Source organism: Nioella sp. (genome assembly GCF_964229645.1).
GTDB lineage: Bacteria > Pseudomonadota > Alphaproteobacteria > Rhodobacterales > Rhodobacteraceae > Nioella.
The window spans coordinates 1-13,686 of record NZ_CAXREX010000005.1 but is presented as its reverse complement, the minus strand read 5'-3'; the positions used below and the strand labels follow the sequence as shown (position 1 = coordinate 13,686).

The window sequence follows — 13,686 nt, the reverse complement described above, 5'->3', positions numbered from 1 at the left end:
GGAACTCCGGGCTGATCTGGGGTGTCAGGTTTCGTCGGCGACAGGATTCGACAGGACGCCGATCCCCGAGATTTCGACCTCGACGACATCGCCGGGCTTCATGAAAAGCGGCGGGTCGCGGAACAGGCCGACGCCGCTGGGCGTGCCGGTGGCGATCACGTCGCCGGGGGCCAGCGCGGTGATGGTCGAGACATAGGCGATAAGCTGGGGGATCGAGAAGGCAAGGTCGCCCACCGAGGTCGATTGCATCACCGCGCCGTTCAGCCGCGTTTCCATCTGCGGGGCAGTCGGATCACCCAGCTCGTCCGCCGTCACCATCCAGGGCCCGGCCGAACCGCTCTGGTCGAAATTCTTGCCGCCCCAGAACTGGGTCGTGTGGCGCTGGAAATCCCGGATCGACCCGTCATTGAGGCAGGTATAACCGGCCACGTGGTCCATGGCGCTGGCCTCAGGGATCGCGCGCGCCCCGGTGCCGATGATGACCGCCAGCTCGCCCTCGTAGTCGAACTTGTCAGACACTTTCGGGCGGATGACCGGCTGACGATGCCCGACGAAGGTTTGCGGGTAGCGGGTGAAGATCGACGGATAGGCCGGCTTGTCGCGCCCGGTTTCCTTGATGTGGCCCATGTAGTTCAGGCCGATGCAGATGATCTTCTCGGGGTTCGGCACCGGTGGAAGGAAGGTGACATCGGCAAGATCGGTTGCAGGCCCGTCGGCCTCGAGCAGGGCATCGGTGGCCACGGCCGCGAGGAGCGCGCGAAGGTCGGGATACCGGGCGCGCAAGCCAGGGCCCGCATCGATCAGGCGGGAGCCGTCGACGCGGCCATAGGAAGGCGTGCCATCAGGCAGCAGATGAGAGACAATACGCAAGAGATTGATCCTTAAGTGGGTCTTTGAGTCACGAACGAGCGGTCATTCCGCCCGCACGACGGCGTCGAGCCAGGCGCAGTTCGGCGTCGGGTCCGGCGCGCGAAAACCGTCGCGGGCCGTCTGGTGGCGCATCTCGCGCATCTTCAGACGTACGGCGTCGTTTTCGGGCAGGTGTAGCCGCTCATGGCCCCAGGTCGACGGGCCTTCCTTCGTTTCGAACGCCTCCCAGGTCGCAGGATCGATGATCTGCGCGCCCCAGCCGTATTCGACGAAGAAATTCGACGGCGTGTTGGTGTAGAAACTCATCATGTGGTCGTTCGAATGACGACCCAGCGAATAGGCGATGCCCTCGCTGCGCTGCTGGGCGATGTCATAGCCCTGCCCCACATCGTCGAGCGACAACAATTCGACCATGAAATGGTGGATGCCCTTGCGACCGGATCCCACCATGGCAAAGCTGTGATGCCGGCCGTTGACGTGGAAGAAATACAGCGGATACGGCGTCAGGCCGTAATCCGTCACGCTGAAGCCCAGAAGATCGCGGTAGAAATGCAGCAGTCCGTCGACCTTCGCGACATGCATGACCACATGACCCATTCCCAGCGAGCCGGTCTTGAACCCCGAGATCGGGCGGCCCGAGAGGAACGGGTCTGACGCGATCTCGGCCCCGCAGAAGGCTTCGATCCGGTTGCCATCGGGATCGGCGAAGGAAATCAACCGTGCGACATGCCGCTCATCGGCACGCGCGGCGGAATGCTCGGTCACGCGGACCCCCGCCTTGTCCAGCTTCCCGGCCAGCGCATCGAGCACCGCGGACGAGTCCACTTCCCAGCCCATGAAGGCGAGGTTCTCTTCGCCTTCGCCGGTGATGATGAGCCGCTGCTTGCGGTCATCCATCCGGAAGAGGCTCATCCGGCCGCCCTGATCCACCTTCTGCATCCCCAGAAGGTCGGTTGCGAAGCCTTCCCATTCGGGCCGCCTGGACGAATTGATTCCGATATAGCCCAGCGACGTTATGGCCATGCGATCCCCCTCAAACTGCTCTGCCGGTCCGGTTCCGCAGTTGTGGAACCGCCGGCGTTTTCAAGGAAGCCCGCGCCAACCGTCACGGCGGCACCGCCGGTCCCTTGCACCATCACGCTGCCATGCAAGCGCAGCGGGTGCCTGAGAAACCTTGCAGATGTCCACATAGCGGACAGTCTGAACTATTCAGAAGGCTCTTCAGGACGATCTGCTAGCAGTAAAATCGCTTTCATTTCGGTTTCTTATATCCCTTTCTTCCTTTCCCTCCGTTCCGGGGCGCTGCTATTTTGACAGCTTACTGCATAATTTTTCTTTACGCAGTGTCCGGCACGGCACATACTGAGACGACCCGTCAGGCCAGCTTGGGAGGGCGCGCCATGTCATCGCTGTCAACGATCCGGTCGCTTCAACGCGGCATCGCGATCCTGCAGGCGGTCAACCGCCTGAACGGCGCCAAACCGACGGAAATCGCGGATGAAACCGGCATTCCCCGGCCGTCGGTCTATCGCCTTCTGGAAACGCTGGCCGAGCTGGGGCTGGTCAGCCGCGACCACTTCTCGAATTGCTGGCGACCGACGCTGCACGTCAAATCGCTGAGCAGCGGCTTCCGGGACGAAGACTGGGTATGCGACATCGCACTGCCGCACATGATCGACATGGGCCGCCGGGTGCTCTGGCCGCTCGATCTGGTCACGCTGCGGAACTACCACATGGAAGTGCGGGAATCGACGCACCAGATCAGCCCTTATTCCGTCAATCACGGCATGGTCGGCAAGCAATTGCCCGTGCTGACCACGGCGGCCGGACGCGCGTGGCTGGCCTTCACGCCCGATGACCAGCGTGCCGCCCTGCTGAAGCTCCTGGCCGAGGTGACCGATGCCGAACCGCCCTTCCTGATGGCGGATGGCAGTCTGGACATGATCGTGAAACGCAGCCGCGAGATGGGGGTCGGGTTCCGCATGGCCGATTTCACCCCGGAAACCGGCAGCATCTCGGCGCCGATCTGGTACGAGGACCGGGTCTTCGCCTGCATCACGCTGATCTGGTCCACCAGCTCGCTGAAATTCTCGCGCGCGGTCGAATTGTATCGCAAGGACCTGCTGGAAACGGCCGCGCTGATCAGCCGCGACCTGGTCGGCAATGTCAGCCGGGGCGAGATCGCGCGATTGCGCGCCACGGGCTGACAGCCGCTTTTCATGTCCGCCAGATGAACGGTCGGCAGGTTTCCCGGGGCCTGCCTGACCCCGCTGTTATGACCTGATGGCGACATTGCACCGCTGGGCTAAGGGAGGAGAGCCTTTTGCACGCATTCGACGAATTTGTCCGCCGCGCGACCCGATGGCTGGCGCTGGTCGGATTTGCCGGCCTGCTGTTGCTGGCCGTCATGACCAGCCTGGACGCGCTTTTGCGTTCCGCCTTCTCGGCCCCGATCCACGGCGTCAACGATGTCAGCTCGGTTGTCATGGCGGTCGTCATCGCCAGCTGCGTTCCCGCCAACCTTGCTCAGCGACGCAACATATCGGTCGAGGTGCTGGGCGCGGTGGCGGGGCCGCGGGTCAATCAGCTTCTGACGATCTTTGCCGGACTTGTCGTTCTGGCCTTCTTCGCCGTCATGGCGTGGAAATTCGTCCCCTATGCGCAGGGCATGTATCTGAGCGGACGCCGGACCTGGGTCCTGGCCTGGCCCGTCTGGCCATGGTGGAGCGCCGCCGCGCTGTTCCTGTCCGTCGCCGTTCTGGTCCAGGCGCTGAACGTGCTGCGCGACCTGCTGGCCCTGCCCGCCGTGTTCCGCGGCGCCCGCTCTGCAGGGCCCCGCAATCCGACCCGCGAAGAGAGCCTCTGATGGACCCTGCAATCGTTGCCCTGATCGGTTTCTGCGCCATGTTCGCGCTGATCGCCCTGCATGTCCCCATCGGCGTCGCCATGGGCGTAGTCGGAACCGTCGGCTTTGCCTCGATGGCGGGCTGGAATGCTGCCCTGACCCTGTTGGCTACCGAGCCCGCCTCGACCATGGCCAGCCTCGACCTGGCGGTGATCCCGCTCTTCATGCTGATGGGCAGCCTTGCCGCCGCGGGCGGGCTGGCCAAGGACATCTTCGCCACCGCCGAAGCGCTGGTCGGACACCGGCCCGGCGGGCTTGCGGCCACCACCATCGTGGCCAGCGCGGGTTTCGGCTCGGTCTGCGGGTCTGCGGTGGCCACCACCGCCACCTTCGGACGGGTCGCGCTGCCAGAAATGCTGTCGCGCGGCTATTCGGGCGGCAGTTCCGCCGGCGTCGTCGCCGCTGGCGGGACGCTGGGCATCATCGTCCCGCCGTCGTCCATCATGGTGCTTTACGCCGTCCTGACCGAGGAATCGGTGCTGACCATGTTCTCGGCCGCCTTCATCCCGGCGCTGCTGTCGGTGGTGCTGTATCTCGGCGCGATCTGGTTTCTCGCCTGGCGCAACCCGGCCAATATGCCCGGCACCGCGAAACTGCCGGTCCGCGACCGCCTCCGGGCCATCGGCCGGTCATGGGGCGCGATGCTTCTGGCGGTCATCGTGCTGGGCGGGATCTATTCGGGGATCTTCACGGTCAACGAAGCAGCGGCGATCGGCGTCGTCTTTGCCTTTCTCTTCGCCCTGTTCCGCGGCAAGCTGAACCGCGACAGCTTCGTCGAGGTGCTGTCGGATGCCAGCGTGGCGACGGTGATGATCTATGTCATCGTCTTCGGCGCGATGATCTTCTCCTATTTCGTCAGCCTGTCCGGCGTCAGCGAACTGATCATCGGCAGCATCGAGGCGCTGGGTCTGCCCAATTACGGCGTGATCCTGCTTCTGATCCTGATCTACCTGTTCCTCGGCGCGTTCTTCGACGAGGTCGCGGCGATGGTGGTAACGCTGCCCTTCGTGCTGCCGATCATCCTGTCGATGGGCTATGATCCGATCTGGTGGGGCATCCTGAATGTGGCGCTGATCGGCGTGGGCATGCTGACCCCTCCCATCGGCATCAATGTCATGCTGCTGAACGCGATGCGCGCGGATATCCCGCTTTCGGCGATCTACCGCGGCATCTTGGCGTTTTTCCTGGCGGATTGCCTGCGCATCCTGATCCTGACGGTGTTCCCGCAGGTCACGCTCTGGCTTCCCGGGATCCTGTGATCCCCGGCGCCATGGACGACACGCAGAAACGCCGGCCAGAGGCCGGCGTTTCCGTTTCCACGATCCGCGTTGCGGTCAGAGATCCAGCATCGCCCGGGCCTCGGTGGGCGTGGCGGGCGGATGGCCCAGATCCTCCATCATGCGCCGCGCCTTCTGCACCATCGCCGCGTTGGACGGGGCCAACGTGTCGGCGTCGATCTTGACCGCGTCTTCCAACCCGATCCGCGCGTGACCGCCGGCCAGCACAGACTGCGCCACCATGGGAAAGGCCGACCGACCGGTGCCGAAGGCCGTCCAGAGCGCCCCCGCAGGCAGCAGGCCACGGGCGTAAAGGACCGTCTCGGGACCCGGCTGAAAGCCGAACGGCACCCCCATGACAACCGAACAAAGCGGCGCCTGGGGCAAGGCGCCTTCTTTCTGCAAGGCTTTCAGAAGCGCGATATCGCCGGAATCGAACAGCTCGATCTCTGGCCGCACCCCCGCCTCAAGGATCATCCGGCCCATGCGGCGCACGGATTCCGGCGCGTTGATCACCACCTCGCCCCCGAACACCATGGTGTTCAGATCAAGCGTAGCGATATCCGGCCTGATCGCCTGGATATGCCGAACCCGCGCTTCGGCGGGCAGCAGATTGGTGCGGGGACCGGGCTTTGCCGGATCATCGTCGCTGGGATGATACCGCCCGCCATTCCCGGTCGTGAGGTTGATCACCAGGTCGCGCCGCTGCGCACGGATCCTGTCCACGACCTCGGCATAGAGCGCGGTCTCCATAGAGGGCAGTTCGGTCTGCGGATCGCGGACATGGATATGCACGATCGACGCCCCTTCCTCGGCGGCAGCAAGGCAGTCGTCAGCGATTTCGGCGGGGGTAATCGGCAAAGCCGGATTATGCGCGCGGGTGGTGAAATTTCCCAGAACGGCGCAGGTCAGCAAGCGTTTCGTGGTCATGGCTCCTCCATCGGTCGACGGAGCCTGTCACCCCGCTCCGCCACCGACAATCCGGGACCGCCCGGCGTCCACGGCACGGACGCGTCTGTCGGGGTGCGGTCGTCCGCGTGCCGAACGTCGAAAACACCGCGCTTTGACAGCCACTTATTTGACAGCACACTGCCTATATTCCAGCTCGCCTGTCAGAACGAGGACACAAGATGACCAGCCGCTCCCCCCTGCCCAACGACCTTCAGGCGCAGCGTGACGCCTTCCACGCCGAGCTGCAGCGCATGAGCATCATCCCGCTCTGGCTCAACCTGTCGACCGCCGCGCAGACCGAGCCTCGGGTCGAAGGGGTGCCACATATCTGGCGCTGGCGGGACATCAAGCCGATGATGCTGCGCGGCGGGGACCTGATTTCGCCGCAGGAAGCCGAGCGGCGCGTGCTGATGCTGATCAACCCTGCCTTCGACCGCAAAAGCGCCCGCACGGTTGGAATGATCTTTGGCGGTATCCAGTTCCTGATGCCGGGCGAAACCGCCGAGAGCCATCGCCACACGCCCAATGCCCATCGGTTCATCATCGAAGGCGAAGGCGCCTATACCGCCGTCGAAGGCGAACGGACCATCATGCGCAAGGGCGACTACGTCACCACGCCCGCCTGGAAATGGCACGATCACGGCAACGAGTCGGATCAGCCCATGGCATGGCTCGACGGGCTGGATCTGCCCTTCGTGAACCTGCTGGACGCGAACTTCTTCGAGGATTACCAGGAAGGCGGTCTTCACACCCAGCCCGTGACGCGGCGTGCCGAGGACAGCTTGCACCGCTGGGGGCGCGGCCTGCGCCCGACCTGGGAAGAGCCCGCGCGCCCCGACATTTCGCCCCTGTTGAACTACCGCTGGGAAACCAGCCGCGACAGCCTTCACGCGCTGCGGCACGAGCCGGGCAGTCCCTATGACGGGATCATCCTGGAATACGTCAACCCGCTGAACGGCAAGTCGCCGCTGCCGACGATCTCGGCCTGGCTGCAGCTGCTGCGCAAGGACGAGCACACCCGCACGCATCGCCACACCTCGTCGACCATCTACCACGTCGCCGAAGGGGGCGGCGGCTCGCTCATCGGCGGTACCGAATACCTGTGGGAGGAAGGCGACACCTTCGTCATTCCCTCGTGGGCCGAACACGAACACTGGAGCCGCGGCGGCGAAGCGGTGTTGTTTTCCTACAGCGACCGTCCGATCCTGAAAGCCTTCGGCTTTTTCCGCGAAGCCGTGCAGGAGGGCTGACACATGGTATCGACCCGAACCGACACCAGCGTGGTGATTGTCGGCGGCGGCCCCGTCGGCCTGTCGCTGGCCAACGAGCTGAGCTATCGCGGCGTCGACTATGTCCTTCTGGAACAGGGCGACGGCACCGTGACCTTTCCGGCGGGCGAGAATTTCTTCTCGCGCACGATGGAGCATCTGCGCCGCTGGGGCCTTGCCGACGATCTGCGCCACGGGGACGCCTTCCCGCCCGACGCACCAAGAGACATGGGTTTCTGCACTCGGCTTGGCGGCAAGGTTCTGGCGCTGTTTCCCGGTGTCTCGAACGCGGCAGCACCGCAGAGCGATCCGCATTCGCCTGAAGGCGGCTTCTTCTATCCCAAGAAGGCCTTCGATCCGGCGCTCAGACACTTCGCCGAATCCCGGGGTGGAGATCTGCGCTATCGGACGCGACTGGTGTCCTTTCATCAGCACGAGGACGGCCCGATCCGGTGCGAGATCGAAACCGAAGACGGCGCAAGGCAGGTGCTGCGGACACGGTGGCTCGCCGCCTGCGACGGGGGCCGCAGCAGCGTGAGAAAGGCCCTGGGCCTGCGCTATGTCGGCAGCTTCGGCGAAGGGTACAATTTCGCGGTGTATTTCCGCTGCCCCGGCCTGGGTGCGGTGCTGAAGGGGATGTTCGGTCGGCCGATGGCGCAGGTCCATACGCTGGCCGACGAAACGCGGGGCTACCTGACATCGGTCGACGGGCGCGACGAATGGCGCCTGTCGATCTATGCGCAAACGATCGAGGACAAGATCCCTGCCGAGGTCGTGCGCGCGGTGATCGGTGACGCCCTGCCCTTCGACGTGTTGCAGGCGCAGCCATGGTCGGGGCATCGCGTGGTGGCGGACCATTACCGGCTGGGCAATGTGTTTCTGGTGGGCGATGCCGCGCATCTGCGCTGGCCCAAGGGCGGCTTCGGCGCCAATACCGGCATCGGCGACGCGGTGGACCTTGGCTGGAAGATCGCGGCGGTTCTCGACGGCTGGGCGCCGGAGGCTCTGCTCGACACCTACGAGACCGAGCGCCGCCCGATCGCCATCCGCAACACCAACGAAGCCGCCAATAACCGCGTTCTGGACCACATGATCACCCCCGACCCGATTCTGGACGAGGATGGACCGGCAGGCAACGCGGCGCGCGCGGCGCTGCACGAGAGGCTCTTCGCCCTGCGCCTGCGCGAATTCGTCACGCCGGGGATCCAGCTTGGCTATCGCTACCGGGATTCGCCCATCATTGTCCCGGATGGCAGCCTTGAGGGGCCGGACGATCACATGGTGTATATCCCGACCACGCGCCCCGGGGCCCGCGCACCGCATGTTGCGCTGGCCGAGGGCGGGTCGATCCTGGATGCGTTCGGCCAGGGCTTCACGCTGGTTGTCTGTGGAATTGGCATTGACCCCACTGCCTTCCTGCGCGCGGGGCGTGAGCTGGGAATTCCGGTGCACGACATCCGGCTGACAGAGGACGCCGCGCGCGAGACCTACGAGACCGCATTGGTGCTGGTGCGCCCGGATGGCCATGTGTGCTGGCGGGGCAACGCGCTGCCCCAGAACCCCCATGCGATCTGGCACATCGTTACGGGCCGGGCGCTGCCCCGCGCCACCCTGACCGCCGCAGGACAGGAGCGCACCCATGCCGGATGACGCCGCGCTTTCGGTCTGCACCGCCGAGCTCTACGACACGCATCCGCAATCCTTCGCCGTCTCCGAGATCCAGTTTCGCGCCTTCGGTCTGCGGCGCAGTTTCTGGGGCAGGGCCACGACCCTGCGGACCCATGAAGACCATGGGCCAGTCCTGACGGCGCTTTCGGAGCCGGGCGAAGGGCAGGTTCTCGTCGTCGATGCAGGGGCATCGCTGCGCGTGGGCGTGATGGGCGACCGTATCGCGTCGATCGCCATCAGGAATGGCTGGGCCGGGGTGGTGATCCTTGGCGCCATCCGCGACAGCGCGGCGATCAGCGGGATGGCGATCGGTGTCCGCGCGCTCGGCACAACGGCAAGACGCGGTTGGACGCCGACCGAGGGGAAGGCTGGGGTTCCCGTCGCGCTTGGCACGCTGGTGATCGCGGCGGGGGACTGGGTCTATGCCGACGAAGACGCCGTCATGGCCAGCAAGCAGCGCATCGACCCGGCCGGCGCGGCCCCCGCCCCGGTCTGCCAGGGGGACCGCTAGGCGCCGTCCGTATCGGTTTTCGTGCCGGCTTCCTCGCGCTGGGTCGCGGCATCGTCGAGGATCCGCAAAAGCCGCATCAGCTCGGCCCGCTCGGCGTTGCTCAAGGGGGCCAGCAGGACATCGGCGACCTCGCCCACGCGAGGCCCTGCATTGTCGAGCAACTCGGACCCTTTGGCAGTGATCCGCAACTGCTTGGTTCGCTTGTCGAGGCTGCCTTCGGTGCGGATGATGAGGCCCTTCGCCTCCAACCGGCCCAGGACGTGACCGATGGTCGTCCGGTCGAAACGAATGGCGCTGGCAACGCGGGTGGCGTCGGTGCCGGGATTGTCGCGGATCGTCAGCAGCGCGGCGAATTGCACGGGCGTGATCGGCTCGTTGGCCTTGAGCACGCCGAACGCCGCGGTCGAAAGCTGGTGCATGCGGCGAAACAGGTAGCCGGGCTGCACGTAGATGTCCTTCGCTCTCACGGATGTACCCTTGGTGCCGCTCAATGGAAAGTATGCTGACGATATGGTGCACGGCGGAAAGGTGCAATTGCCATAGACGCAACGGGACCGGCTTCGTGGATTGCACGGCCGGCCCCGGGAAAGGTCTTGCCGGCCCGCGACGGGCCGGCAGCTGAGGGTTACTGGACCTCGGCCACGGCGGCGGTATAGGCGTCATACAGCGCCTGACCGTTCGGCGTGGCCTCGATCCAGCCGTCGATCACCGTCTGCAGCCGCTCGTCCCACCGTGCCTGCTCGGCCTCGGACAGGGTGGTGAAATTCCGGTCCGGATCCTGCTCGGCGGCGGACCGGAACGCGGCGATCCGCGCGTCGAATTCCTCGCCCCAGAGGCGGGCGAAGGCTTCGCCGGAATGGCGGTCGATGGCGGCCTGCGCTTCGGGCGGCAGCGCGTCATAGGTCCCCCGGTTGATCGCCACCATGATCGCGGAAGAGCCCATGTTCACGTTCAGATGGTTGTGCGCCGTCTCGGCGATACCGAAGATCGTCAGCGCCACCCATTCGTTGATCGTGCCGTCCACAAGCCCGCGCGACATCGCTTCGGCAATCTGCGGCGCGGTCAGCCCGCCTACCGGGGTCGCGCCGATTGCCTCGATCGAAGCCAGCAGCGTGGGCCCCGCCCCGCGCAGGTTCATGTTCGCGACATCCTCGAGCGATGCCACCGGCTCGCGCGTGGTCAGAAGCGCGGGCGCGGTCGAGAACATCCCGAGGATCTTCACGTCCTCCATGCCCTGCCCGGTCCACATCCCTTCGTCGATCATGCGCGCCGCGGCAACCGACCCCACCAGCGCATTGGGCACCATGTTGGGCAGCTCGACGATCGTCGCCTCGGTCATCGCGCCGGGGGTATAGCCGGGAATGAAATAGGCCAGATCGACAATACCGTTCCGGACCATGTCGAGATGCCCCGAGGCGTCGCGACCAAGCGTGCCCGCCGGGAACAGCCGGATGGTGAGCGTTCCTTGGGAATCCTCGGTCACGCGCTGCGCCCAGACCTCGAGGATATCGGTGTAGATGAACGAATTTGCCGGAACGCTGGTGGTAAAGCGCAGTTCCTGCTGCGCCAGGGCCGCCGTTGCGCCCACGGCAATTCCCATCGCCGTACCGAGTCCCAGCATCGTCTTCGCCAGTCCAAATGTCATGATAGTGTCCTCCTCCCATCCATGTCTTCCCCGCCGCCCAAGCTCCCGGCGTTTCGGGTTGCCGGACAGCGTATGGTGGGTGGACCGCTTCTCAACCCGCGTCTCGCGGCTGTTCATCTGCCGATAATCCGCGCAGGCGGCGCGGACGGTTCGACGGTGCGAAGCGTCCGTGTCCCGCGCGGCTCGCTCCGTCTTGCAGGAAGGCGACTGAAACTGCCGCACCCAAGACAAGCAGCGGGGCAAGGATAACCGATTCCGACAAGCACCGACGCGGCATGACCGGTGCTCTGGCCATGCTATAACAGCATTACGGAAATCTTTTTCACGATTTTCGGTTTATTATATTCGTTGCTCATGAAATCCTGCGTCTGATTATCAATAATCATGGCAAGGAACTGATTTTCTTGGAGAGCACGCAAGGGAAGTCATTTTCAGGCCCCGTAACTGTCTTTCACGATCAACGGCTTCCCGAGCAGGCGATCCCCGCAGGCTATGCCGCGCTGATCGATGCCTACGCGCTCGCCGTCCCCCTGCCCCGCACGCTCTGCGCCATCGGCCCGCGTCACAAGGTCTACGAGGCCGACAGCTGGCGCCTGTACACGCCCCGCCACGCGCCCGAGGCGAGCCTCACCGGTCATCTGACCTTCGCGCTGCGCTACGAGGGGCTGGATCTGGCAGTGCTCAAGCGGCTGTTCAAGGCAACCGGGCCGGAGCCGATCCAGGCCATTGTCGAGGCTGCCCCGACGGGCAGCTATGCGCGCAGGATCTGGTTCCTTTACGAATGGCTCCTCGGCGAAACCTTGGATCTGCCCGACGCCACGCGCGGAAATTACGCGCCCGTGGTCGATGCCAAGCTCCAATGGGACGCAGACGGCGCCCCCTCGCCGCGCCACCGGGTCCGCAACAACCTGCCCGGCACCCCGGATTTCTGCCCGATGATTTTCCGCACTCCGGCAATCGAAGCCTTCATCGCCCGCGATCTGGCAGCCGAGGCCCGCGCGGTGCTGGCGGAGGTGCCCGCCGATCTGCTCGCGCGCACGGCGGCCTTCCTGCTGCTCATGGATTCCCGGTCGAGTTTCCAGATCGAAGGCGAGAACCCATCCCAAGATCGTATCCGCCGCTGGGGCCAGATCATCGGCGAAGCCGGACGACGTCCGATCGACCGGGCAGAACTCGAACGCCTGCAACGCATCGTCATCGGCGATGCCCGTTTCGTCCGCCTTGGCCTGCGTCGGGAAGGCGGCTTCATTGGCGAACATGACCGTGTTACCGGCACCCCCCTGCCCGATCACGTCAGCGCGCGGCATGAAGACCTGCCTGCGCTGATAGCAGGGCTCGAAGCGTTCGACCGTGATATCGCGCCGCAGCTTGAACCCGTCCTGGCGGCCGCGATCCTCGCGTTCGGCTTTGTCTATATCCACCCGTTCGAGGACGGCAACGGGCGCCTCCATCGCTACCTGATCCACCACGTTCTTGCTGCACGCAGCTTCAATCCGCCCGGGCTGGTCTTCCCGGTGTCGGCGGTGATCCTCGAACGGATCGAGGCCTACCGACAGGTGCTCAAGAGCTATTCGCGTCGGCTGCTGCCCCATGGCAGCTGGCGCCCAACCGATCGCGGAAATGTCGAGGTGCTGAACGACACCGGCGATTTCTACCGCTTCTTCGATGCCACGCCCCATGCCGAATTCCTCTTCGCCTGCGTGGCCCAGAGCATCGACCATGACATGCCAGCAGAGACCCGTTTCCTGTGTGCCTATGACGGGTTCAAATCCCGCGTCTCGGACCTGATCGACATGCCCGACCGCGTGCTCGACCTGCTGTTTCGTTTCCTGCACCAGAACGATGGCAGGCTTTCCGGACGCGCCCGAGCAAAGGAGTTCGCCGCGCTCACCGACGCGGAGGCCGACCAAATCGAAGCCATCTATGCGGAGTTGCGGGACGGGTTCTGAGGCACGGTAACGCATCCTCCGCGCAAACCGATCCCGCCATGAGCCAAAGTGCCTCTCACACGTCAGGGGATTCCGAGAACCCTGACAAGCCGGCGTCTTCAAGCTGTTCGGAATCCGGGAGGTCGCGCAGGGATTGCATCCCGAAAGCGGCCAGGAAGGTCTCGGTGGTGACAAAGGTGTAGGGCGCGCCGCGGCGGGGTTCGCGGGGACCGGTGCCGATCAGGCCACGCTCGGCCAGCCTGCCGATCAGGTCACGGCTGATCTCTTTGCCAAAAATGTCCTTCAAACCGTCCCGGCTGATCGGCTGGTGAAGGGCAATCGCCGCCAACACGGCCAGATCGGTTTCCGACAGGTTCAGAACCTGCCCCTCCACATCCGCGGCGACACGGATCGCCGGGGCATAGGCGGGCCTGGTGCGCAGCATCCATCCGGCGCCGACCTGGGCGATTTCATAGGGGCGGCCCTCCAGGTCCGCGGCCAGATCCTCGATCAGCAGGTCGACCGAAACCTTTGTGCCCACCACGCGCGCGAGACCCTCGCGCGGGACCGGCGAGGCGCTGGCAAACAGCACCGCCTCGATCCGGCACATCCAGTCCCGCCAGCGCAGCCCCGAGGGCAGATCGGCCAGTTCGCGGTCAAGAT

General features: G+C 65.0%; 13 protein-coding genes. 7 read left to right on the top strand and 6 right to left on the bottom strand.

What is annotated here, in order from left to right:
- Positions 1-24: 24 nt before the first annotated feature.
- Entirely contained in the window at positions 25-870 is an 846-nt protein-coding gene (locus ACEQXV_RS00255) for a fumarylacetoacetate hydrolase family protein (RefSeq protein ID WP_370267319.1), read from the bottom strand.
- A 42-nt stretch (positions 871-912) separates the two neighbouring features.
- Positions 913-1,893: a VOC family protein gene (locus ACEQXV_RS00250; RefSeq protein ID WP_370267318.1), complete on the bottom strand. Its 981-nt coding sequence runs from the start codon at positions 1,891-1,893 to the stop codon at positions 913-915.
- A gap of 377 nt (positions 1,894-2,270) precedes the next feature.
- Between ACEQXV_RS00250 and ACEQXV_RS00245 the strand changes: the two genes are divergently transcribed.
- The 3 genes from ACEQXV_RS00245 (at position 2,271) to ACEQXV_RS00235 (ending at position 5,034) form a co-directional block, all read left to right on the top strand.
- Positions 2,271-3,077, top strand: coding sequence for a helix-turn-helix domain-containing protein (locus tag ACEQXV_RS00245; RefSeq protein WP_370267315.1), 807 nt, complete (start codon positions 2,271-2,273; stop codon positions 3,075-3,077).
- A gap of 116 nt (positions 3,078-3,193) precedes the next feature.
- Positions 3,194-3,736 (top strand): TRAP transporter small permease, encoded by a 543-nt coding sequence (locus ACEQXV_RS00240; protein WP_370267314.1) that lies wholly within the window; start codon positions 3,194-3,196, stop codon positions 3,734-3,736.
- Positions 3,736-5,034: a TRAP transporter large permease gene (locus ACEQXV_RS00235; protein WP_370267313.1), complete on the top strand. Its 1,299-nt coding sequence runs from the start codon at positions 3,736-3,738 to the stop codon at positions 5,032-5,034. The genes ACEQXV_RS00240 and ACEQXV_RS00235 overlap by 1 nt, the downstream gene beginning before the upstream one ends.
- Before the next feature lie 75 nt (positions 5,035-5,109).
- On the opposite strand, the gene ACEQXV_RS00230 is transcribed toward ACEQXV_RS00235, so the two are convergent.
- Positions 5,110-5,982, bottom strand: coding sequence for a 3-keto-5-aminohexanoate cleavage protein (locus ACEQXV_RS00230; protein ID WP_370267312.1), 873 nt, complete (start codon positions 5,980-5,982; stop codon positions 5,110-5,112).
- A 200-nt stretch (positions 5,983-6,182) separates the two neighbouring features.
- Between ACEQXV_RS00230 and ACEQXV_RS00225 the strand changes: the two genes are divergently transcribed.
- From ACEQXV_RS00225 to rraA, 3 genes are read left to right on the top strand one after another with little or no spacing between them, the layout of a single operon-like run.
- Complete coding sequence (locus tag ACEQXV_RS00225) at positions 6,183-7,253, top strand: cupin domain-containing protein (protein ID WP_370267310.1); 1,071 nt, start codon at positions 6,183-6,185, stop codon at positions 7,251-7,253.
- A 3-nt stretch (positions 7,254-7,256) separates the two neighbouring features.
- Complete coding sequence (locus ACEQXV_RS00220) at positions 7,257-8,921, top strand: FAD-dependent monooxygenase (RefSeq protein WP_370267309.1); 1,665 nt, start codon at positions 7,257-7,259, stop codon at positions 8,919-8,921.
- Positions 8,911-9,450 (top strand): ribonuclease E activity regulator RraA, encoded by a 540-nt coding sequence (gene rraA, locus ACEQXV_RS00215; protein ID WP_370267308.1) that lies wholly within the window; start codon positions 8,911-8,913, stop codon positions 9,448-9,450. The genes ACEQXV_RS00220 and rraA overlap by 11 nt, the downstream gene beginning before the upstream one ends.
- Here the strand turns inward: rraA and ACEQXV_RS00210 are convergent.
- Together ACEQXV_RS00210 and ACEQXV_RS00205 are read right to left on the bottom strand one after the other, a co-directional pair.
- Positions 9,447-9,917: a MarR family winged helix-turn-helix transcriptional regulator gene (locus tag ACEQXV_RS00210; RefSeq protein ID WP_370267306.1), complete on the bottom strand. Its 471-nt coding sequence runs from the start codon at positions 9,915-9,917 to the stop codon at positions 9,447-9,449. The two genes, rraA and ACEQXV_RS00210, sit on opposite strands and share 4 nt — an antisense overlap.
- Positions 9,918-10,075: 158 nt before the next feature.
- Complete coding sequence (locus ACEQXV_RS00205; RefSeq protein ID WP_370267305.1) at positions 10,076-11,095, bottom strand: TRAP transporter substrate-binding protein; 1,020 nt, start codon at positions 11,093-11,095, stop codon at positions 10,076-10,078.
- Positions 11,096-11,499: 404 nt separating this feature from the next.
- On the opposite strand from ACEQXV_RS00205, the gene ACEQXV_RS00200 reads away from it, so the two are divergent.
- A complete protein-coding gene (locus ACEQXV_RS00200; RefSeq protein WP_370267304.1) occupies positions 11,500-13,044 on the top strand; it encodes a Fic family protein in 1,545 nt (514 codons plus the stop codon).
- Positions 13,045-13,099: 55 nt separating this feature from the next.
- Here the strand turns inward: ACEQXV_RS00200 and ACEQXV_RS00195 are convergent.
- Positions 13,100-13,686, bottom strand: a 587-nt coding sequence (locus ACEQXV_RS00195; RefSeq protein ID WP_370267303.1) for an SMC-Scp complex subunit ScpB, incomplete at its 5' end; no start/stop codon positions are given.

What these genes read in the sequence shown, in the direction of transcription:
- ACEQXV_RS00225 (WP_370267310.1), top strand. Translation starts at nt 6,183, where the DNA reads ATGACCAGCCGCTCCCCCCTGCCCAACGACCTTCAGGCGCAGCGTGAC.
- ACEQXV_RS00230 (WP_370267312.1), bottom strand. Translation starts at nt 5,982, where the DNA reads ATGACCACGAAACGCTTGCTGACCTGCGCCGTTCTGGGAAATTTCACC.
- ACEQXV_RS00235 (WP_370267313.1), top strand. Translation starts at nt 3,736, where the DNA reads ATGGACCCTGCAATCGTTGCCCTGATCGGTTTCTGCGCCATGTTCGCG.
- rraA (WP_370267308.1), top strand. Translation starts at nt 8,911, where the DNA reads ATGCCGGATGACGCCGCGCTTTCGGTCTGCACCGCCGAGCTCTACGAC.
- ACEQXV_RS00245 (WP_370267315.1), top strand. Translation starts at nt 2,271, where the DNA reads ATGTCATCGCTGTCAACGATCCGGTCGCTTCAACGCGGCATCGCGATC.
- ACEQXV_RS00205 (WP_370267305.1), bottom strand. Translation starts at nt 11,095, where the DNA reads ATGACATTTGGACTGGCGAAGACGATGCTGGGACTCGGTACGGCGATG.
- ACEQXV_RS00220 (WP_370267309.1), top strand. Translation starts at nt 7,257, where the DNA reads ATGGTATCGACCCGAACCGACACCAGCGTGGTGATTGTCGGCGGCGGC.
- ACEQXV_RS00250 (WP_370267318.1), bottom strand. Translation starts at nt 1,893, where the DNA reads ATGGCCATAACGTCGCTGGGCTATATCGGAATCAATTCGTCCAGGCGG.